This is a genomic window from Flavobacterium profundi, from assembly GCF_006491645.1.
GTDB lineage: Bacteria > Bacteroidota > Bacteroidia > Flavobacteriales > Flavobacteriaceae > Flavobacterium > Flavobacterium profundi.
This window is the reverse complement of sequence record NZ_VDCZ01000011.1, coordinates 151,202-172,654: the sequence shown is the minus strand read 5'-3', so window position 1 is coordinate 172,654 and position 21,453 is coordinate 151,202. Positions and strand designations below refer to the sequence as shown.

At 30.6% G+C, this 21,453-nt stretch carries 25 protein-coding genes; 13 read left to right on the top strand and 12 right to left on the bottom strand.

Annotated elements, in window-relative coordinates; all coding sequences use genetic code 11:
• Nucleotides 1-2 precede the first annotated feature (2 nt).
• Nucleotides 3-920, bottom strand: coding sequence for a bifunctional metallophosphatase/5'-nucleotidase (locus FHG05_RS14325; RefSeq protein ID WP_140998790.1), 918 nt, complete (start codon nucleotides 918-920; stop codon nucleotides 3-5).
• A 10-nt stretch (nucleotides 921-930) separates the two neighbouring features.
• Complete coding sequence (locus FHG05_RS14320; protein WP_140998789.1) at nucleotides 931-1,713, bottom strand: 5'-nucleotidase C-terminal domain-containing protein; 783 nt, start codon at nucleotides 1,711-1,713, stop codon at nucleotides 931-933.
• Between the two features lie 49 nt (nucleotides 1,714-1,762).
• Here FHG05_RS14320 and FHG05_RS14315 point away from each other — a divergent pair, with 49 nt between their 5' ends.
• From FHG05_RS14315 to fabV, 9 genes are all read left to right on the top strand, one after another.
• The gene (locus FHG05_RS14315; protein WP_140998788.1) at nucleotides 1,763-2,281 is read left to right on the top strand and encodes a DUF6913 domain-containing protein; all 519 of its coding nucleotides are present in this window, start codon (nucleotides 1,763-1,765) and stop codon (nucleotides 2,279-2,281) included.
• Nucleotide 2,282: 1 nt separating this feature from the next.
• Complete coding sequence (gene dapA, locus FHG05_RS14310; protein WP_140998787.1) at nucleotides 2,283-3,161, top strand: 4-hydroxy-tetrahydrodipicolinate synthase; 879 nt, start codon at nucleotides 2,283-2,285, stop codon at nucleotides 3,159-3,161.
• Between the two features lie 98 nt (nucleotides 3,162-3,259).
• Complete coding sequence (locus FHG05_RS14305) at nucleotides 3,260-4,066, top strand: outer membrane protein assembly factor BamD (protein ID WP_140998786.1); 807 nt, start codon at nucleotides 3,260-3,262, stop codon at nucleotides 4,064-4,066.
• 8 nt (nucleotides 4,067-4,074) lie between these two features.
• Nucleotides 4,075-4,389 (top strand): DNA-directed RNA polymerase subunit omega, encoded by a 315-nt coding sequence (locus FHG05_RS14300; protein ID WP_140998785.1) that lies wholly within the window; start codon nucleotides 4,075-4,077, stop codon nucleotides 4,387-4,389.
• Nucleotides 4,390-4,392: 3 nt separating this feature from the next.
• Complete coding sequence (gene coaBC, locus FHG05_RS14295; RefSeq protein WP_140998784.1) at nucleotides 4,393-5,610, top strand: bifunctional phosphopantothenoylcysteine decarboxylase/phosphopantothenate--cysteine ligase CoaBC; 1,218 nt, start codon at nucleotides 4,393-4,395, stop codon at nucleotides 5,608-5,610.
• The gene (gene porD, locus FHG05_RS14290) at nucleotides 5,600-6,493 is read left to right on the top strand and encodes a type IX secretion system protein PorD (RefSeq protein ID WP_140998783.1); all 894 of its coding nucleotides are present in this window, start codon (nucleotides 5,600-5,602) and stop codon (nucleotides 6,491-6,493) included. The genes coaBC and porD overlap by 11 nt, the downstream gene beginning before the upstream one ends.
• 28 nt (nucleotides 6,494-6,521) lie before the next feature.
• On the top strand, nucleotides 6,522-8,174 hold the full coding sequence (gene recN, locus FHG05_RS14285; protein ID WP_140998782.1) for a DNA repair protein RecN: 1,653 nt from the start codon (nucleotides 6,522-6,524) through the stop codon (nucleotides 8,172-8,174).
• Between the two features lie 9 nt (nucleotides 8,175-8,183).
• Entirely contained in the window at nucleotides 8,184-8,714 is a 531-nt protein-coding gene (locus FHG05_RS14280) for a tetratricopeptide repeat protein (protein WP_140998781.1), read from the top strand.
• A gap of 2 nt (nucleotides 8,715-8,716) precedes the next feature.
• A complete protein-coding gene (gene fabV, locus FHG05_RS14275) occupies nucleotides 8,717-9,907 on the top strand; it encodes an enoyl-ACP reductase FabV (protein ID WP_140998780.1) in 1,191 nt (396 codons plus the stop codon).
• A gap of 257 nt (nucleotides 9,908-10,164) precedes the next feature.
• Here the strand turns inward: fabV and FHG05_RS14270 are convergent, their stop codons facing one another.
• The 7 genes from FHG05_RS14270 to FHG05_RS14240 all read right to left on the bottom strand — a co-directional run bounded on the left by FHG05_RS14270 (nucleotide 10,165) and on the right by FHG05_RS14240 (nucleotide 15,390).
• On the bottom strand, nucleotides 10,165-10,821 hold the full coding sequence (locus FHG05_RS14270) for a hypothetical protein (RefSeq protein WP_140998779.1): 657 nt from the start codon (nucleotides 10,819-10,821) through the stop codon (nucleotides 10,165-10,167).
• Nucleotides 10,822-10,897: 76 nt separating this feature from the next.
• The gene (locus tag FHG05_RS14265; RefSeq protein ID WP_140998778.1) at nucleotides 10,898-11,158 is read right to left on the bottom strand and encodes a CBU_0592 family membrane protein; all 261 of its coding nucleotides are present in this window, start codon (nucleotides 11,156-11,158) and stop codon (nucleotides 10,898-10,900) included.
• A gap of 50 nt (nucleotides 11,159-11,208) precedes the next feature.
• A complete protein-coding gene (locus FHG05_RS14260; RefSeq protein ID WP_140998777.1) occupies nucleotides 11,209-11,760 on the bottom strand; it encodes a DUF4256 domain-containing protein in 552 nt (183 codons plus the stop codon).
• A gap of 21 nt (nucleotides 11,761-11,781) precedes the next feature.
• Entirely contained in the window at nucleotides 11,782-12,195 is a 414-nt protein-coding gene (locus tag FHG05_RS14255) for a response regulator (RefSeq protein WP_140998776.1), read from the bottom strand.
• Nucleotides 12,188-13,249, bottom strand: coding sequence for a PAS domain-containing sensor histidine kinase (locus FHG05_RS14250; protein WP_198172270.1), 1,062 nt, complete (start codon nucleotides 13,247-13,249; stop codon nucleotides 12,188-12,190). The genes FHG05_RS14255 and FHG05_RS14250 overlap by 8 nt, the downstream gene beginning before the upstream one ends.
• Nucleotides 13,250-13,464: 215 nt before the next feature.
• The gene (locus FHG05_RS14245) at nucleotides 13,465-14,037 is read right to left on the bottom strand and encodes a pentapeptide repeat-containing protein (RefSeq protein WP_140998774.1); all 573 of its coding nucleotides are present in this window, start codon (nucleotides 14,035-14,037) and stop codon (nucleotides 13,465-13,467) included.
• 3 nt (nucleotides 14,038-14,040) lie between these two features.
• Entirely contained in the window at nucleotides 14,041-15,390 is a 1,350-nt protein-coding gene (locus FHG05_RS14240) for a DEAD/DEAH box helicase (RefSeq protein ID WP_140998773.1), read from the bottom strand.
• Nucleotides 15,391-15,553: 163 nt separating this feature from the next.
• On the opposite strand from FHG05_RS14240, the gene trxA reads away from it, so the two are divergent.
• Together trxA and FHG05_RS14230 are read left to right on the top strand one after the other, a co-directional pair.
• Nucleotides 15,554-15,874 (top strand): thioredoxin, encoded by a 321-nt coding sequence (trxA, locus tag FHG05_RS14235; RefSeq protein WP_262710455.1) that lies wholly within the window; start codon nucleotides 15,554-15,556, stop codon nucleotides 15,872-15,874.
• A gap of 55 nt (nucleotides 15,875-15,929) precedes the next feature.
• Nucleotides 15,930-16,319 (top strand): rhodanese-like domain-containing protein, encoded by a 390-nt coding sequence (locus tag FHG05_RS14230; RefSeq protein ID WP_140998771.1) that lies wholly within the window; start codon nucleotides 15,930-15,932, stop codon nucleotides 16,317-16,319.
• A gap of 35 nt (nucleotides 16,320-16,354) precedes the next feature.
• On the opposite strand, the gene FHG05_RS14225 is transcribed toward FHG05_RS14230, so the two are convergent.
• Nucleotides 16,355-17,080: an LOG family protein gene (locus FHG05_RS14225; protein WP_140998770.1), complete on the bottom strand. Its 726-nt coding sequence runs from the start codon at nucleotides 17,078-17,080 to the stop codon at nucleotides 16,355-16,357.
• Nucleotides 17,081-17,113: 33 nt separating this feature from the next.
• Nucleotides 17,114-19,945: an excinuclease ABC subunit UvrA gene (gene uvrA, locus FHG05_RS14220; RefSeq protein ID WP_140998769.1), complete on the bottom strand. Its 2,832-nt coding sequence runs from the start codon at nucleotides 19,943-19,945 to the stop codon at nucleotides 17,114-17,116.
• Nucleotides 19,946-20,077: 132 nt separating this feature from the next.
• Between uvrA and FHG05_RS14215 the strand changes: the two genes are divergently transcribed.
• Nucleotides 20,078-20,425 (top strand): MmcQ/YjbR family DNA-binding protein, encoded by a 348-nt coding sequence (locus FHG05_RS14215; RefSeq protein WP_140998768.1) that lies wholly within the window; start codon nucleotides 20,078-20,080, stop codon nucleotides 20,423-20,425.
• Here the strand turns inward: FHG05_RS14215 and FHG05_RS14210 are convergent.
• Entirely contained in the window at nucleotides 20,417-20,860 is a 444-nt protein-coding gene (locus tag FHG05_RS14210) for an acyl-CoA thioesterase (protein ID WP_140998767.1), read from the bottom strand. The genes FHG05_RS14215 and FHG05_RS14210 overlap by 9 nt on opposite strands.
• 56 nt (nucleotides 20,861-20,916) lie before the next feature.
• Here FHG05_RS14210 and FHG05_RS14205 point away from each other — a divergent pair, with 56 nt between their 5' ends.
• Nucleotides 20,917-21,438 (top strand): hypothetical protein, encoded by a 522-nt coding sequence (locus tag FHG05_RS14205; protein ID WP_140998766.1) that lies wholly within the window; start codon nucleotides 20,917-20,919, stop codon nucleotides 21,436-21,438.
• Nucleotides 21,439-21,453 lie beyond the last annotated feature (15 nt).

Genomic DNA, 21,453 nt, shown 5'->3' with positions numbered 1-21,453 from the left:
TTTTACCCTAGAATGATGTTTTTTGTAGTGCTATCATAAGTAACATCATCCGTTAAATAGAAATCGATGCGTCCTAAATTAATTCCAAAACAACCCACTTGGTTAATGATAACGTCTTTGCCTTCTAGATTTTTTTCTAAAATAGGTTTGTCTAAAAAAGTATGAGTGTGTCCGCCAATAATCAAGTCGATATTTTTTGTTTGTTGTGCCAACATAATATCGCAAACTTTTTCCGGTTCGTTTTTATATTTAAAGCCAATATGTGATAAACAGATTACTAAATCACATTTTTCATCTTCTTTTAATTTTTTGGTCATGCTTTGAGCTACTTCAATAGGATTGTTGTACACCGTTTCTTTATATAGTTTTTTGTCAACTAAACCATCTAGTTCTACACCAAGTCCGAAAATACCGATTTTAATCCCGTCTTTAGTAATAATTTTATAAGGTTTAACAATGCCGTCTAAAACCGTATTTCTAAAATCATAATTTGCTGAGACAAAATCAAAACTGGCATGACCTAATTGCGCATGAAATCCATCAATACCATTGTCAAAATCATGATTTCCCATAGTAGCTAAATCATATTGCATCATACTCATTAGTTTGAATTCTAGTTCGCCACCATAATAATTGAAGTAAGGGGTGCCTTGAAAAATATCTCCAGCATCTAAAAGTAAAACGTTTTTTTCTTCTTTTCTGATTTGCTCAATAATGCTAGCTCTTCTAGCAGCACCACCCATATTTGGATTTCTTGGATGATCAGCAGGAAAAGGGTCAATATGACTATGTACATCATTCGTATGTAAAACAGTTATTTTTTTAGTTTCTAAAGCTGAAAAACTGCTTAATGTTATTCCTCCTAATGACAATAAAGCGGAACTCGCAACTGTCTTTTGTAAAAAATCTCTTCTTTTCATAAGGTATACTTTATTGAATTACTACTCTTTCTGTGGTTATATTAGGTAAGGTGTCTACTTTTTTGAAATAATCAATAAATAGATTTCGTAATTTATAATCTAAGTCATATTTAATAGAACTGTCTCTAAAAAATGTCATATTATCACCTCCATTAGCTAAATAATCGGAAGTAGCCACATAATATATTTTTGAATCATCGACTGTATTTCCATTTACTAAAACATTTTTTAAAGTAGTCTCGTTCTCATCTGTAAAAATGGTTAAACCTGCTAAAGGATGCGGTTTTTTTTCTTTTAAAAAATAACTAGCTAATGTTTTCACTTCTTTACCTGTTAATCCCACTATCATTACGCTATTTTCAAATGGCATAATTTCAAATGCAGTTCTTGTAGTTACATTTCCTTTAGCAATAATAGATCTAATTCCGCCATGATTCAATAAACAAAAATCTATGTTTTTATTTTCTCTTTTTTTAAAAATAGGGTTGCTTAATTCTAATGTGGTTTCAGCAAAAAAATTACCAATATTAGTTTGCCATTTTCCTTTACTTTTTTCTTGTGTTACAGGATTGTATGCTAAAACACTATCTAAATCATTGGTAATATGTTGTCTATAGGGAGCTATAAATTTTTCAATTGCATCATCGGTAGCGTATTGCTCATTAATGTTTATTCTTTTACCTTGTATTTCATAAATAGTATTCTTATTTGTTTTACAAGAAGCTAAAGTTATTAATGTTAATAATATAACAAAATAACTAGTATTTACTCTTTTCTTTTTTACATTTACCATCCTTTAAATAGGTTTAAATATTTATTTTTGTCAAACACGTAAAATTACTATGTTTTCTAGAATTATAAAGGACTTTTTCCTAAAAAAAGATATTAATAAAAGGTTAACAAAAATTACAGAAGGTTCAAATGAAAAAATAAATACTATTGGAATATTGATTGATTCGACATACTTCTTTGATACAGAGAAAGTAGTGGAAGAAATTAAATCAAAGCAATTGAATTTTAAAGAGATTAAAGTTTTGTATTATAATGATAGTGTTAGTCATAAAGACAGTTTGTCACAATTGAGTTTTTCATACAGAGATATTAGTTGGTCAGGAAAAATTAAAGTCATTGAAGTGCAAGATTTTGTTTCTTATCCTTTTGATTTGTTGATTAATTTTTATGATAAAGAAAAATTACCCTTATTATATGTATCGCTATTTTCAAAAGCAAAATTTAAAGTTGGATTTGAAAATGTAACAACAAATGTGGGTAATCATTTAATAATTAAATCTGATATTAAAGTCTATCGTGATTTTATCTCCGAACTGTTTAAATATTTAAAAATACTTAATAAATTATAGAATGAAAAAATTTGCTGGTACCGGTATTGCACTTGTTACACCCTTTAAAAAGGATTTTTCAGTTGATGTTGAAGGATTAAAAAAAGTGGTGGAATTTGTAATTGACGGTGGAGTGGAATATTTAGTAGTCTTAGGAACGACAGCAGAAACAGCTACTTTGACTCAAGAAGAAAAAGAACTAGTGATTACTACGGTGGTAGAAGTAAATGCTGGAAGATTGCCATTAGTTTTAGGTGTAGGAGGAAATAATACCATGAAAGTAGTAGAAGAATTGAAAACTAGAGATTTTTCTAAATTTGATGCAATACTTTCAGTTTCACCTTATTATAATAAGCCAACACAAGAGGGTATTTATCAGCATTTTAAGGAAATAGCAAAAGCTTCTCCAGTTCCAGTAATATTGTATAATGTTCCAGGAAGAACTGCAAGTAATGTGCTACCAGCGACAGTGTTGCGTTTGGCTAATGATTTTAAAAATATTATTGCTATTAAAGAAGCTGCTGGTGACATTGTTCAAGCAATGCGCTTAATTCAACATAAGCCAGATGATTTTTTAGTAATTTCAGGAGATGATATGATTACTTTACCAATGGTTTTAGCAGGCGGTTCAGGGGTTATATCGGTTATCGGACAAGGGTTTCCAAAAGCATTTTCTGAAATGGTTCGCTTAGGATTACAAGGAAAAGTAAGTGAAGCTTATGAAATTCATTATCAATTAGCAGATTCAATAGATATGATTTTTGAGCAAGGTAATCCAGCAGGCATTAAAGAGATATTTAAAATTAAAGCAATAACTGAAAATACGGTTCGATTACCCTTAGTAAATGTAGATAAAAATTTAGCGGAAAGATTGTCTGATTTTACTATTAAAAATAGCTAAAAAAAGATTTTCGTAGTATATAAATAATACCTAAATTTGCAGTTGCTTTTTTAGGTCTGTAATGTTTTGAATTTAAAAGAGTAAAAATAAATAAATAGATGAATAAGATTATCAGTTTTATCCTTATTGTAATTTTTCTTAGCTCCTGTAGTGAATATCAAAAAGCACTAAAGAGTGAAGATTTAAGTGTGAAAAATAAAGTAGCAAATGCAATGTACGATAAAGGGAAATATAATAAAGCCTTACGATTGTATGAGCAAATAGCTCCAGCTTATAGAGGGAAACCTAATGCTGAAAGGTTGTTTTATTTGTATTCAAAATCCTATTACAATACCAAGCAATATTATTTAGCAGGGTATCAATTCGAGAGTTTTGCATCTAATTATCCTAAAAGTGAAAAAAGAGAAGAAGCAGCCTTTTTATCTGCGGAATGTTTTTACAGATTATCTCCAAGGTATAGTTTAGATCAAACAGATACGGATAAAGCTTTAAATAAATTGCAAGCTTTTATTGACACTTATCCGGATTCTGAATATTTGCCAAAAGCTAATGAATATGTAAAAGAATTGCGTGAGAAATTAGAAAAGAAAGCTTTCGAAATAGCAAAACAATATTATACTATTTCTGACCATAGATTAGAATACAATGCTGCTTTAACTGCTTTGGATAACTTTATTTCAGATTATCCAGGTACTCCTTTTAAAGAAGAAGCTTTGTTTTTGAAATTTAGTACCGCTTATAAATTAGCGATGAATAGTGTACAATATAAAAAAGAAGATCGTTTAATTTTTGCTAAAAATGCGTATGCAACTTTTACAAAATTTAAATCAGATTCTGAATTTAAAAATAAAGCTGATGCTATGTTAGCAACAATTAATCAAGAATTACAACAATTTTCTAAATAAGTTAAATCATGGATTTAAAAAAGACGACTGCTCCAGTGAATACAATTACGTATAACAAAAATGTAATTGAAGAGCCAACGGGTAATATATATGAAGCCATTACAATTATGGCTAAAAGAGCAAGTCAAATTAATTCTGAAATTAAAAAGGAGTTAATTGAAAAATTGGAAGAATTTGCAACTTACAATGATAGTTTAGAAGAAATTTTCGAAAATAAAGAACAAATTGAAGTTTCAAAATTCTATGAAAAATTACCTAAACCTCATGCATTAGCAGTTCAAGAATGGTTAGAAGGTAAAATTTATCACAGAGAAGCAAAATAATACATGAACAGTTCTGTATTAAGTGGTAAAAAAATCTTGCTAGGAGTTTCTGGAGGAATTGCCGCTTATAAAACAGCACATTTAGTTCGACTTTTTATTAAAGCAGGTGCTCAAGTACAAGTAGTGATGACACCTGCTTCTAAAGATTTTGTTACTCCTTTAACGTTATCTACGCTTTCAAAAAATCCTGTATATTCTTCTTTTTTTGAAGAAGAAGCTGATAATGGGATTTGGAATAATCATGTTGAATTAGCGCTTTGGGCTGATTACATGATTATTGCACCTGCTACTGCAAATACATTATCTAAAATGGCAAATGGAAATTGCGACAATTTGTTAATTGCTACCTATCTGTCTGCAAAATGTCCTGTTTACTTTGCTCCAGCTATGGATTTAGATATGTATAAACACCCATCTACTTTAGATAGTTTTCAAAAATTAAAAAAATTTGGGAATACTATTATTCCTGCTGAAAGTGGTGAATTAGCAAGTGGGCTTTCTGGAGAAGGTAGGATGGCTGAACCCGAAAATATCATTCGTTTTATTGAAAATGATATTGTGTCAAAGTTGCCATTGATAGGAAAAAAAATCTTAATTACAGCAGGTCCAACCTATGAAGCGATTGATCCTGTTCGATTTATAGGGAATCATTCTTCAGGTAAAATGGGATTTGACATTGCTAAAATAGCGGCACAAAATGGAGCAGAGGTTATTTTAGTTTCTGGACCTACTCATTTAGATTTACAACATTCTTCAGTTTCTTTAAAGCGTGTAAAATCGGCACAAGAGATGTACGATGCTTGTTTTTCTTACTTTTCTAGTGTGGATGTAGCTATTGCTGCCGCTGCAGTTGCTGATTATAAACCAAAAAATGTTGCAAATCAAAAAATAAAGAAAGACGAAACGACGTTTATAATAGAATTAGAAAAAACAAAAGATATTTTGGCTTCCTTAGGTAAAGTCAAAAAAGACCAATTTTTAATTGGTTTTGCTCTAGAGACTGAAAATGAAATTGAGCATGCTAAATTGAAGATTCAGAAAAAAAACTTAGATTTGATAGTTTTAAATTCTTTAAATGATAAGGGAGCTGGTTTTGGTCATGATACCAATAAAGTAACTTTTATAGATAAGAATTTTACAATTGAAGCTATGGATTTAAAGTCGAAAGAAGCTGTAGCTCAAGATATTATCAATAAAATTATTCTACATTATGATGCGTAAATTGTTAACAATAGTGTTTCTTTTTTTTGCCTTACAAATGGTAAAATCACAAGAATTAAATGCAACAGTCTCAGTCAATGCAGATAGAATGACCGATGTTAACCCGCAAATATTTAAAAATTTAGAAAAACAAGTTGGTGAATTTTTAAATAATACCAAATGGACCAATAGAGAATACCAACAGCATGAAAAAATTGCCTGTAATTTTTTTATAAATGTATCAGAATTTAATTCTAATAATATAGTTGCCACCTTACAAATACAATCTTCTAGAATTGTTTTTAATTCTAGTTACAGTGCTCCTGTACTTAATTTAAATGATAAAGATTTTGGTTTTCGTTTTATCGAATTTGAACAATTAATTTATGACCAAAACTCTTTTAATTCAAATCTTACTTCCGTTTTAGCATATTATGCAAATATTATTATTGGAGTAGATATGGATACCTATGGAGAGTTAGCAGGAACAAAATACTTGGAAATTGCAGCAAATATTATGAATCTTTCTCAATCAAGTGGTTATAAAGGTTGGTCACAATCAGAGGGAAATAATAACAATCGATATTTTCTAATTTCTGATTTGTTGTCAAATACTTACTCACCTTACAGAAAAGCATTGTTTCAGTATCACTTGAAAGGATTAGATATAATGGCTGATGATTTAAAAAAAGGGAAAGAAGGTGTTGCGGAGTCAATTGATATATTAGCACAAATTCAAAGATCACGTCCAAATGCTCTTTTAACGAGAACATTTTTTGACGCTAAAACTGATGAAATTGTGCAAATTTTTACGGGTGGTCCACTAACCAATAATGCTAATTTACTAGCAAATCTTAATAGAATTTCTCCTTTGAATTCTATGAAATGGAATAAAATAAGATAGTTTCTTAAACCTATTTACATCAAAAATTATGCTTTTATCTCTTTCGATAAAAAATTATGCATTAATCGAATCATTAGATATTACTTTTTCGAATCAATTTTCTATTATAACAGGTGAAACTGGTGCGGGAAAATCTATTTTGTTAGGTGCTTTAGGTCTCGTTTTAGGGAATAGGGCTGATTTATCAGTGCTTAAAGATAAGGATCAAAAATGTATTATTGAAGCTACTTTTTCATTAGCTAATTACAATCTAGAGCGATTCTTTCAAGACAATGATTTGGATTATGAAGAACAAACCATTATTAGAAGAGAGATTCTTCCGTCTGGTAAATCAAGAGCATTTATTAATGATAGTCCGGTAAATTTAAATGAATTGCAGGAATTAGGTGTTTTTCTAATAGATATTCATTCCCAACATGAAACGAGAGAACTGCTAAATGAAGCCTATCAATTTGATATTTTAGATGCTGTTGCTCAAAACGAAAAAAGACTTACGAGTTATAAAAAGGGATTGGAAGTTTTACATCAATCCAAAAAGGAATTATCACAGCTTATTACTGAAAAAGAAGCATTATCTAAAGAACAAGAATACAATAATTTTTTATTAGAAGAATTAGTTGCTGCCAAATTAAAAGAAGGCGAACAAAAGGATTTAGAAGAAGAATTGGATCAGTTGAGTAATGTTGAACTCATTAAAGAAAATTTAGATAAAGTTTTAAGTATAGCTAATGAGGAGCAATTAGGAACATTAGTAACTCTAAATGAAATAAAACAATCGCTTCAAAAAATTGCTGTTTTTTCAAAAGACTATCATGAGTATCATGAACGTATAATTAGTATTTCAATTGAATTGCAAGATGTTATTGATGAATGTTTTTCGAGTGCAGAAAAAATTATAAACGACCCAGAACGTTTGGAATTGGTCTCTACGAAATTGCAAACAATTTACACCTTACAAAAAAAACATAATGTTACCTCTGTAGAAGAATTGCTCGCAATTCAAAATGATTTAGATGGTAAATTAGTTCGTTATGATGATTTAGATGCAGAAATTGTTAAAAAGAAACGAGAACAAGCTGATATCATTGAAAAGTTAGATCAAGTAGCTAATTTGCTAACTAAAGCTAGGTTAGAGGCTATTCCAACTTTATCAGAACAAATTCAATATATTTTAACACAATTAGGCATGCCAGATGCTAAAATTATATTTGAGATTCAGCCTACTGATTCCTATACAAAATTTGGAAAAGACACTATTTCTTTATTGTTTTCAGCTAATAAAGGAATGGCTATGGGACCTATTAAAAAGATGGCTTCAGGTGGAGAGATGTCTCGTATAATGCTTGCAGTAAAAGCTGTTTTGGCTAATTATTCGAAATTACCATCTATTATTTTTGATGAAATAGATACAGGAGTTTCTGGTGAAATTGCAATAAAAATGGGAGAAATAATGAAAGAAATGAGTAAAAATATGCAAGTCTTCGCGATTACTCATTTACCTCAAATTGCAGCCAAAGGAGATCAACATTATAAAGTATTTAAATATAATGTTGAGAATGATACGCTTTCTGAATTAAAATTGCTTACGGCAGAACAACGTATTGTGGAAATTGCAGAAATGCTTTCGGGTAAAAACATTTCTGATTCAGCTATTAATCATGCCAAAGAATTATTAAATTAAAATGACTTCATGGAAAATTTAAGCCTATATGAAAATCTCTTTATTAAAGCAGATAGCTTAATTAGTGAAGGGAAAGTGTCTGAAGCTAAAGAGTTATTAGAAGATATTTTAGAGCAATGTCCCGATTTTGGTAAAGCGCACAATCATTTAGGTTGGATACACTATAATAAGTTGAGTAATCATGAAAAAGGGATGTATCACTATAAATTAGCCATGAAATTTGATCCAAAATATCCTGCACCATATCTTAATTATGCTTACTTATTAGTCGATTTAGGAAAGTATTCTGAAGCGAAAGAACATATTCGTCTTACTTTTGCAACTGGAGATAATATTGACTATTGTAATTTTTATAGTGAATTAGGTCGAATCGCTGAATTAGAAGGAGAATACATATTGGCCTATCAATATTATAAAAAATCAAGAGACTTAGCATTTAACACTCAGTTTATAGAAAATATGAAGATCAATTCAAGGAGAGTTTGTGATAAAATGTCTATTTTTGAAAAGTTAAAAATTAAATTCAATAAAAAAATATAAAGATGGTAATAGAACCTAGAATGAGAGGATTCATTTGTTTAACAGCTCATCCAGTGGGTTGTGAGCAAAATGTAAAAAATCAGATAGCCTATGTTAAGTCTAAAGGAGCAATTCATGGACCTAAACGTGTTTTAGTAATTGGTGCTTCTACAGGTTTTGGTTTAGCTTCAAGAATTACAAGTGCTTTTGGTTCAAACGCTTCTACTATAGGTGTTTTTTTTGAAAAACCGCCTATGGAAGGTAAAACTGCTTCTCCTGGATGGTATAATTCTGCTGCTTTTGAAAAGGAAGCACATAAAGCAGGTTTGTATGCTAAAAGTATTAATGGAGATGCTTTTTCAAAAGAAGTGAAGCAACAAACTATAGATATGATTAAATCTGATTTAGGTCAAGTAGATTTAATTATTTATAGTTTGGCATCACCAGTACGTTTACATCCAGATACAGGAGTTTTACATCGTTCAACTTTAAAGCCAATTGGTAAAACATTTACAAATAAAACTGTTGATTTTCATACTGGAAAAGTAAGTGAAGTATCTATTGAACCTGCTACAGAAGAAGATATCGCAAATACAGTTGTAGTAATGGGTGGTGAAGATTGGGCCATGTGGATCGATGCTTTGAAAGAAGCTGACGTTTTGGCTGATGGAATTACAACTATTGCTTATTCATATATTGGACCTGAAGTTACTGAAGCAGTATACAGAAAAGGAACTATTGGTAGAGCAAAAGACCATTTAGAAGCAACCGCTTTCGAAATAACTGAAAAATTAAAAGATTACAACGGTAAAGGCTATGTTTCCGTAAACAAAGCTTTGGTTACTCAAGCTAGTTCAGCTATACCCGTAATACCGTTATATATTTCATTATTATACAAGATCATGAAAGCGGAAGGAATTCATGAAGGTTGTATTGAACAAATCCAACGTTTGTATGCAGATAGATTGTATACTGGAAAACCTGTACCTACAGATGGAGAAGGTAGAATACGTATTGATGATTGGGAAATGAGAAGTGATGTTCAAGATCGAATTGCAAAATTATGGGACGAATCAACAACAGAAACTTTAGTTGAATTAGGAGATTTATCAGGTTATAAACAGGACTTTTTAAATTTATTTGGTTTTGGTTTTGATGGAGTAGATTATTTAGCAGATGTTGATGAAATGGTTCAAGTGCCTAGTATAAAATAAATTATCTATTTAAAATCCTTAAAAGTTGCAAGGAATTTCTTGCAACTTTTTTTATTTCTAAAAAAAAATATAAAAAAAATACATTTCAATAAAATAAATATAAAAAAAATACGTTTTAATACTCATCAAAGCGATTAATAAAACTTTTTACAATATTTTTTTAGAGTTAGTTATTATCTAAAATTAAATTTTCATTATAAACAAACAGACAGTAATGAGAAATGAAAATCCCAAGATCTCCTTGGGATTTTTTTATTTTAATTGATAAAATCTTCATTTTTAAATACTCGGAATGAAAATCGATAACCTTCATAACCAGCTATAGCATAAAAGAATACATCCATAAAACTAAAACCCTCTTTCATTAACTGAGGAATGTAGGAATAATCCATATACAATAAAGTATTCAAAAAGGAAAGTTCTTGGTATTCAGAAATAAAGCCAATAATACTGAGTAAGTTTCCTAAAGCACAACTAAAAACAGCAACTATTGCTCCAGCAATTCCAAATTTTTGATCAATTCCTTTACCAATGTATCGCATAGTAAACCCAACTCCAGCTCCAATTGCAATTGCCATATAGCCAATTTGAAATTTGGTAGCGACTGTAATTAAAGCCCAAAGTATTGCTCCAATGGTTCCTGCTAATAAGGATAAAATAACACCAAGTGAAAAATTTTGCTCTGATTTAAATCTTTCAATGTGTTTTTCTGAAAAATTTTCACTTAAATCAGAATGATAAATAATTCTTTCTTCTTGATTGGCTGCTTCAATCGAAAGGTCTTCGTTGTAATCGGTACAAGTTGAAGTAAATGTTGCTTTTTCATTAGTTAAATTACATAAAATACCTTGGTTAAGATCCATTTTACGATGGGTGCATTTTTCGCAAAAAAGTAATTGTTCTTTTCTTGTCATATGGTTAAGTTTTAACAAAAATATATTTTATTATTGTTCAAAAAACAGGAGTTATTTAATTTAAAGGCTTTCTAAATTAGAAAAAATCTTTTGGCTCGTTGGTTTTAAAAAAAACCTTTAAAAGGCCAACTAATGAGACTAACGTCCAGCAAGCTTCGAGTAGAATAAAAGGTAAATAATCGAGAAGAATGGAAGCAAAACAAGCTAAACCAGCACCCAAGCAATTTAAGAAAAGATAAACGATGCTTTTCTTTTTTAAATAGTTACTTAAGTTTAAAAAATAGGCAACTAACAATATACTTACACCGATAAACCCTATCCAATCAGTTGTATTCATAAATAGTAATTTAAATATTTAATATACATTGTACTGTTGTAAAAATAGTTTTACACTTTTAAATAACCTCTAAAACCTCTAGCAGCATAATAAGATTGCGCTCCATTATGATAAATAAATACATGGTTGTATCTAAAATCGCCAAAAATTGCACCACCTAATTTTCTAATTTCATTTGGTGTTTTCAACCAGCTAGAAGTTTTTTGGTCAAAATCTCCTAATTTTTGTAAAAAATGGTATTGTTCTTCATCTAAAATTTCAATTCCCATTTCTAAAGCCATATCAATTGCATTGTGTTTGGGTTTAAATTCTTTTCTAGCATCAAGTGCTTCTTTATCATAACAAACACTTCTTCTGCCTTTTGGACTTTCGGCAGCACAATCAAAAAAGATAAATTCTTTTGTATTAGTGTCAAAAGCAACTACATCTGGTTCTCCTCCAGTGCTTTCCATAGCCTGTAAAGCAATACATTTCTGAGGGTTTTTGGCTAACTTATCTTGAACATCTTGCCAAGCCATTCCTTTATGACGTTGCTTATTTTTATCAAAACGTTTTTTTAGAATTTGTAATAATTCTTCTTGTTGCTCTTTATTGAAACTCATTATTTTTTTACTTTATATGGGTTAAATTGCTTTTTCGTTTTCAAAATAATCTTCAATAATTTTTGATAAAATTTTTGAAGTTAGAGGTTTAGTTTTAAATTCTTTTAATGGAGGATTAAATTCTTTTGCTTTTGCAATATCTTCTGGATTAGAAGAGGTTGTGAGCATGGAGATAATAACTTTTGTTTTGTATTCGTTTTCTAACTTTTCATAAGCTTCCAAAAATTCCCAACCATTCATAGTTGGCATATTAATATCTAAAAAAATTAAATCGGGTGGAATAGTCTCATTTTTTAAATATTCTAAAGCCTTAGTTGCAGATTCATAGGTAATGATTTCCTTGGCACACTCACTTTTTTTAATAATTCTTTCATGAAAAAAATTATCAAATTTACTGTCATCAATTAGCATGATGCTGTTTAATTGTCTATTCATTGGTTTGAGATAATAAATTAAAATAAAATGTGCTACCTTGGTCAATTACAGATTCTACCCAAATCCTGCCATTGTGTAGTTCAACAATTTTTTTACAATGGGCTAATCCTAAACCATAACCTTTATAATGTAAAGTTTCTTCTGTACGTTGAAAGATATTGAAAATTTTATCAAAGTTTTTAGAATTTATACCAATGCCATTATCTTGTATTGAAAACTCCCAATGGTTCATTCTTTTTTCGCAACCAATGATAATTATAGGTGCTATGTTGTCATTAGTGAACTTAATTGCATTGGTTATTAAATTAAGAAATAATTGATGTAATTCAACTTTGTAACCGATTATATTGGGTAAATTTTTTGGATAATGGACCGTTGCTTTTTTAGACTCAATTAAAGATTTTAAATCGGTTAAAGTCGCTTTGAGGATTTCATTTAAGTCTACTGAAGTAGTTTTTGATTTTATACCTAATCTAGAATGGTCTAATAAGCCACTTACAAGTGCTTTCATACGCATGGCAGCCTGATCAATTATCGATAAATATTCTTTCCCTTGTTGGTCTAAGAATGCTCCATAATCTTCTTCGATAATTTGGATATAATTGCTAACGGTGCGAAGAGGTTCTTGTAAATCGTGAGAGGCAATATAGGTAAACTGCTCCAGTTCTTTTATTTTTAATTCTCTTGCTTTTAATGCTTTTGCCAATTCATTTTTTTTGAATTCGGTTAAATCTCTAGTTAGTTTACCAAAACCAATAACCTCATTCATTTCATTATGAATTGCCGTGATGGTGATGTTACCCCAAAACCATGTGCCGTCTTTTTTTACACGCCAACCTGTATCGGATGCTCTGCCATTCTTTGTAGCTTGTTCTAATAATTTAAGATGTTTTTTGTTTAATTGGTCTTCATGAGTGTAAAAGAGACTGAAATTCTTACCAATGATTTCATCGGAATGATACCCTTTTATTTTTTTAGCTCCTGAATTCCAGTTTTGAATTATACCCTCTTTATCTAAAAGGATAATGGCATAATCCTGAACTTCTTCAATCATTTTCAAAAGAGTATAAACCTTGTTCTTATCGGTTAAGTGCATGTTATTATAAGAAAAGTTAAAAAATAGTCTGGGGTTAAAGCAACTTTTTAAACTCTTATTCTTTCAAATTTAACAAAAAAAAAATTGATAACTTACTACTAGAACATACAATTTAATCAGTACAAACGTAAATCAATAGAAATAAATAGATTGAAACTAAATTTTGATAAAAATTATTTTATGATAATTTCATATTTGGCTAATAAACCTGATAAACCTTCTTGAGCAAATTTGGCTCTCTTTATCTTATTCAATTCCGGATCTAAAACATAATTAAAACTCGTGGTAAAATCAGCTTTACTTAAATTGGTTTCAATAAAAACGGCTCTTCTTAAATCACAATGATCAAAAATGGCTTCAGTTAAGTCGGTTTTCATGAAATCTGCAGCAACAAGACTACAGCCTGAAAAACGAATTTGTTTTAATTTTAAAGTATAAAATTTGGTGTAATCTAAAAGGCAGTCGGTGAAGTTGAAATCATAAATAACTTGGTCTGTCATTGCAAAATTAACATTCGTAAAGTCGCATTTCATAAATTCGACACCTCTTAATGAAACATAGTTGATCTTGGTATCATTAAAGTTGCAATTGGTAAAAGTACAATCGATAAAATAGACACTTGTAAAAAAGCAACTTCTAAAATCGCAATCTATAAAATTGCAATTTTCGTATTCTTTAAATTTAATATCCTCTTCTTGAAAAACGATATCGGCAAATTGTTGGTCTTGAAAAAAATCGTTAGCCATCTCTTATTTTTTCTTTCTTTTTGCTGCTTTTTTTGCTTCTGCTGCTCTGTTTCTAGGTGCCGTTTTTCTTGGTTTTGTCTTGCTTGGGCCACCTAAATTGACTTTTTTATTTTTGTCTTTCTTTTCATGAAATGCAGCTCCTTTGTTTTCAAGATTTATTTTTTTACCAATGGATTTAAATCTACGTTTGTCTTTTTCAAATTCAAGTTTCTTTTCTTCGACAACAACAGTTTCTGGCATTTTCAAAACATCAATTTCCATATCCATAAGCATTTCAGCAGCTAACAATTGCTCTTCTTCATAGGGGGCAACTAAACTAATTGCCATTCCTTCTTTATCGGCACGACCTGTTCGTCCAATTCTGTGAATATATTGTTCTGGAATTTCTGAAAATTGTAAGTTGAAAACATGAGTAATATCTGAAATGTCTAAACCTCTTGCCATAACATCTGTGGTAATTATACCTCTTATTTCAGAATTTTGAAAATTTGCCATGGTGGTCAAACGATAGTTCTGAGACTTATTAGAATGAATCACACCAAATTGACCAGGAAATTCTTCTTCTAAAATTTCAAAAGCAACATCTACAATTCTTTTGTTATTCACAAAAAGTAAGACTCTTTCGGTTGTTTCATCCGTCGCTAAAAGATGTTTCACCAAATTCATTTTCGTAAGGAAATTAGGAACATGATAGAGCTTTTGTGTAATTTGTTCTAATGGTGTTCCACTTGGAGCTAAAGATACTTCTTCTGGAAATTCAAAAAATTCATCTAAAACATCATCTACATCTTCTGTCATGGTTGCCGAAAACATAATGTTTTGTCTTTTACTTTTCATCATCGATAAAATAGAAGTCAATTGTATTCTAAAACCTAAATTTAGGATTTCGTCAAATTCATCTATAACCAATTTTTGTAAAGCATCAAAACGCAAAACACCATCTAAAGCTAAATCCATGGTTCTTCCTGGAGTACCAACTAAAATATCAACTCCTTGTGCTAAGTCTTTTCTTTGGGTATTAATATTCACTCCACCATAAATACCAAGTGTTCGAACCGACATAAACTGCGTTAGTTTTTCTACTTCTTCCACTACTTGAACTACAAGTTCTCTGGTTGGAACTAAAATTACAACTCGTGGAGATTCTGTGTTTTGGAACTTCCATTGTTTTAAAATAGGTAATAAATAGGCAAATGTTTTCCCTGTACCCGTTTGCGCAATTCCCATCATATCTCGTCCGGAAAGTATCACTGAAAAGGATTTTTCTTGAATGGGTGTTGGGTTAACAAAGCCCAATTCATCTAAAGCTTTTTGTAGTGATTTTGGTAAATCGAAATCTAGAAATGTCTTCATTGCAATTGTAATTTTGGCAAAGGTACGTAATCTATTTTTATTGATTTATAGCTTTTCTTTCTCGAATGCAATACAACTGAAAAAAGGTTGAAAATAAAAGTAAGATGTAGCATGAAATGTTTTGTGTAACATTGATTACAACCACAATGGGAAAGATTTAGTAATTTTACAAAAAAAAGAAATGATAGAAAAATTTTCTAATTTGATTCATCAAAACGAATTGGTTCTAGTTGATTTCTATGCCGAATGGTGTGGTCCATGTAAAACAATGTCGCCAATATTACAAGAAGCCAAAGGTGTTTTAAAAGATGCCGTACGAATTATAAAAATCAATGTGGATCAATACCAAGATTTAGCGAATGAATTTAGTGTAAGAGGAGTGCCTACCTTAATTTTATTCAAGCAAGGAAAAATGTTGTGGAGGCAATCGGGAGTGGTTTCTTCTAGAGATTTAGTAAGTATTATACAATCTCATTTCAATTGATTTTTGTATTTTCGGGTTTTAATAGGTCATTAATTAATTTAATTCCAATACAAAGATGAAAATAAAATTTGGTGTGGTTATGCTATTGTTTTTTATGGCAACTTCTTGTGTGAAATCACAAACCGACAAGGTTCAAGTTGTAAATGCAACTATTTTTGAAGAAAAAATGAAAGAAGATGGTGTACAACTTATAGATGTACGAACACCACAAGAATTTGCTTCTGGTCATTTACCAAATGCTATAAATATTAACATTAGCGATCCAGATTTTGAAAAAAAAATGCAAGGTTTAGATAAGAACAAGCCTGTATTAGTATATTGTAAATCGGGTGGAAGAAGTGGTAGAGCTTGCAGTCAATTAAAAGATTTGGAATTTACTACCATAATAGATTTAGATGGAGGTATAACCGATTGGCAAGCAAGTGGGAAACCTATAGAAAATTAAAATTAAAAAAGCCGACTTGATGTCGGCTTTATTTTTTAGAAGTTAGGAGATAAATTGTATTTTTTATAGAAAGTATCTAAAGCTTCTAATACTTCATCTTCGTTATCTACAATTGTAAACAAGTCTAAATCACCAGGACTAATATTATGGAATTTATCTAATAAGGTAGCTTTCACCCAATCCATTAATCCAGTCCAGAATTCGGTACCTACTAAGATTATAGGGAATTTGGCAATTTTTTTAGTTTGAATTAATGTAATTGCCTCAAATAATTCATCCAAAGTTCCAAAACCACCAGGCATTACTACAAATCCTTGGGAGTATTTTACAAACATTACTTTTCGAACAAAAAAGTAATCGAAATTTAAGTTTTTATCTCTGTCGATGTATGGATTGAAATGTTGTTCAAAAGGCAAATCGATATTTAAACCTACAGAAGTTCCACCACCATGATGTGCTCCTTTATTACCTGCTTCCATAATACCAGGACCACCACCTGTAATAACACCATATCCACCTTTACTAATTTTATAAGCAATTTTTTCTGCTAACAAATAGTATTTGTCTTCTGGTTTTGTACGTGCAGATCCAAATATTGATACACAAGGGCCTATTCTTCCCATGGCTTCATATCCATTTACAAATTCAGACATGATTTTAAAAATTGCCCAAGAGTCATTCGTTCTTATTTCGTTCCAAGTTTTTTGTTTAAACTTTTCTTGTATTCTGTGATCGTCGTTTTCGTATTGATCTATTGCCATCTTCTTTTCGTATTTTAAAATTAAACAAGCCTGCTAAGATAATTCTTTTTTCAAAAACTGAGCCGTGTAGCTTTTTTTATTTGTAACAATTTCTTCGGGTGTTCCTTTGGCTACTAATTGTCCGCCACCTTTACCACCTTCGTAGCCAATATCAATTACATAATCGGCTAGTTTTACCACATCTAGATTGTGTTCGATAATTAAAACAGTATTGCCTTTGTCTACTAATTTGTTAATCACATCCATTAAAACTCGAATGTCTTCAAAATGCAATCCAGTTGTAGGTTCGTCTAAGATATAAAAAGTGTTACCAGTGTCTTTTTTTGATAATTCGGTAGCCAATTTTACCCTTTGCGCTTCACCACCCGATAAAGTAGTACTTTGTTGTCCTAAGGTAATATAGCCTAAACCGACATCTTGAATGGTTTTTACTTTACGGTAAATTTTAGGTATATTTTCAAAGAAATCAACCGCTTCGTCAACCGTCATTTCTAATACATCAGAAATGGATTTTCCTTTGTACCTAATTTCCAAAGTTTCTCGGTTAAAACGTTTTCCTTGGCAGGTTTCACATTCTACATATACATCTGGTAAAAAGCTCATTTCGATAGTTCGTACTCCAGAACCTTCACAGGTTTCACAACGACCTCCTTTTACATTAAAGCTAAAACGACCGGGTTTGTAACCTCTAATTTGTGCTTCTGGAGTTAAAGTAAATAAGTTTCTGATTTCTGAAAAGACATCGGTATAAGTCGCAGGATTACTTCTTGGAGTTCTTCCAATCGGGCTTTGGTCGATATCAATCACTTTATCAATATGTTCCAAACCTTCAATTTTTTTGTAAGGCTGAGGTTTCTTTACGGCATTGAAAAAATGAGCGTTTAAAATGGGGTACAAAGTCTCATTAATTAAAGTAGATTTTCCACTACCTGATACACCAGTGACACAGATTAATTTTCCTAATGGAAATTCTACGGTTACATTTTTTAAATTGTTCCCTGAAGCACCTGTTAATTTTAAAACCTTTCCATTACCTTCTCTTCTGGTTTTTGGAACTTCTATTTCCATTTTTCCATTTAAATATTGAGCTGTAATGGTATTGTGCGATAAAATTTCTTTAGGTGTGCCTTCACTGATAATTTTACCACCAAAACGACCCGCTTTTGGGCCAATATCAATTACATGATCTGCTACTAAAATCATGTCTTTATCATGTTCTACAACAATGACTGAATTTCCTAAATCACGAAGGCTTTCCAAAGATTTTATTAATCTTTCATTGTCTCTTTGGTGTAAACCAATGCTTGGCTCGTCTAAAATATATAATACTCCAACTAATTGGGAACCAATTTGTGTTGCTAAACGAATACGTTGTGCTTCTCCACCAGAAAGTGTTTTTGAACCGCGATTTAGTGATAAATAATTTAAACCAACATCCAATAAAAATTGAAGCCTAGCTGTAATTTCTTTTAAGATTTCAGTAGCAATAGTACTTTGTTTCTCCGACAAATGTTTGGGTAAATCAGCAAACCAGATAGCTAATTCAGAAATATCCATTTGTACTAAATCACCAATATTCTTTCCGTTAATCTTAAAGTAAAGTGATTCTTTTTTTAAACGCGAACCTTCACATTCTGGACAAGTATTTTCATCCATAAAATCTTTAGCCCATCTTTTAATAGAAGAAGAGCCACTTTCATCATATTGATTCTTTATAAAATTAGAAATACCTTCAAAATCAATTTTATAATCTTTGGTTATTCCCATTACTTTGGAAACTACCGAAAATTTTTCATTTCCACCATACAAAATCATTTGCATGGCTTCTTCAGGAATGGTATCGATAGCATCTGTTAATTTGAAATTATACTTTTGGGCAATAATTTCTAATTGTTTAAAAATCCAAGAGTTTTTATATTCTCCTAATGGTGCAAAACCACCACTTTTGATCGATGCTTTCGGATTAGGAATAATTTTAGTTAAATTAATTTCATTAATAACACCTAAACCATTGCATGTTGGACAAGCTCCTTTGGGTGAGTTGAAAGAAAAATTGTTAGGTTCAGGATTGGGATAGGATATTCCAGAAGAAGGACACATCAAACTTCTACTGTAAAAACGTACTTCTTGACTTTCTTGTTCGATTACCAGTAAAACATCATCACCATGATACATGGCAGTATTAATGCTTTCTGCTAATCTTTTTTCAGTTTCTTCATTGTTTTCAATTGCCATTCGATCGATTACAATTTCGATATCATGGGTTTTATAACGGTCGACTTTCATGCCAAATTCTAGATCACGAATTTGTCTGTCTACACGAACTTTTAGAAAGCCTTGTTTGGAAATTTGTTCAAATAACTCTCTATAATGTCCTTTTCTAGAACGCACTACAGGAGCTAAAATATTGATTCTTTTTCCTTGAAAATCTTCAATGATGAGGTTTTTAATTTGCTCATCGGAATAGGAAACCATTTTTTCTCCAGTATTGTAACTGTAAGCATCCGCAGCACGCGCATATAATAATCGGAGAAAATCATAGATTTCTGTAATCGTACCTACAGTAGAACGCGGACTTTTACTGGTTGTTTTTTGTTCGATAGCAATTACAGGTGAAAGTCCGTCAATTTTATCTACATCAGGTCTTTCTAGACCACCTAAAAATTGGCGTGCATAGGCAGAAAAGGTTTCAATATACCTGCGTTGTCCTTCTGCATAAATAGTATCAAAAGCTAAGGAAGATTTACCAGAACCTGATAAACCGGTTATAACCACTAATTTTTCACGAGGAATAACAACATCAATATTTTTCAGATTATGCGCTCTCGCACCAATAATTTCTATAGTTTCTTCTGTGTTTAGCATAATTTTTTGGCAAAACGCAAAGATACCAATTTGTAAGGATAAAAGCTAATAGCCTTATTCAGAATTAAATGTTAATACTTTGTATAATGAATAAACGAATTTTTGTAAATTTAAAAAAACATTTAAACAAAGATGATTACTATTGAAGGCTTACGTAAATACGTTTTTTCTTTTCCAGAAGTAGAAGAAGCACCACATTTTGAGAAAATTTCTTTTCGAGTACAAAAGAAAATCTTTGTAACGTATTCTCATTCGAATCATACTATAACACTAAAATTATCCTTAGAAGAACAAGATGTGTTTTCATCAGGAAAAGACAATGCTATTTTTCCTGTTCCAAACGAATGGGGTAAGCAAGGTTGGACAGTTGTAGATTTAAGTAGCGTACATGAAGATTTATTTCATGATGCAATTACTACTGCATATTGTACTATTGCACCAAAGAAATTAGTGCAATTAGTACAAAAAAAATTAGCTTAAAACGGGTTCGTATTGAGTAAGGTCTTCACGTAACCAATTGGGTATTTCAACAGATTTTCCAACAGAAATGTCTACTAAAACTTGTACGCTTTTTCCTTTTGCATGAATAATTTCATTGTTTTCCTTATCTAAACTCGTGATTAGATATTCAATTTCGAAACTCTTTGAACCTATAGATGAGGTTCGTAATTTAATCGTTGGTTCTTTAGCAGTTAACTTTAATTCTTTATAATAATCACATTCAATGTGGGCAATTACAAACATGTTTTTAGTCCAATCCCATTGTTTACTTGCTTCTAACATGTAGTGGCCACGACCAACTTGAAAATATTCAAAATAAAATACATTATTAACATGGTTTAAAGGGTCTAAATCATTCCAACGAATAGGAAGTGTCATTGAAAATCTGAAATCGGTTGTGTTTATTGAATTCATTTTATAAAAATTATCTTGCAAATTTAATATATTTGAGTTTTAAAGTTATTTATATTATGAAATTATTAGGAATTGGTTCTCGAATTAAGCACGAAGATCATGGCATAGGCGTTGTTACAAATGTAACCTCAAAATATTATTGGGTAACCTTTATAGAAAAAGGAGTAGAGACTATTGGATTAGATGAAACTATTGAAATAATTGAAGCAGTAGAGGATGAGGTAGATACTGTTAGTTTGTTTGAAGTAGAAAAAATGCTAAAAGGAATTCTTGAAAAATATAGCGATATAGGTCCTAAAGTTTCTATAGCTGACAAATGGAAAGGTGGTAAGTTAATCTTAGAACCAGGAACAGCGACTCAAAATAAAGAAGTACCTATTGATACTTTTTTTAATAAAATTGTAATGGTGAGAGATCGAGTACGCGTAATGGAACAAAAAATTAATTCTAGTAATTTGGAGCAAAATGAAAAGATTGAATTACAACAATATATTACTAGAATTTATGGTAGTTTAACCACTTTTAATGTTTTATTTAAAAACCAAAGTGATTATTTCGTAGGTGAAAAATCGAAGTAGTAGTTTTGAAATACA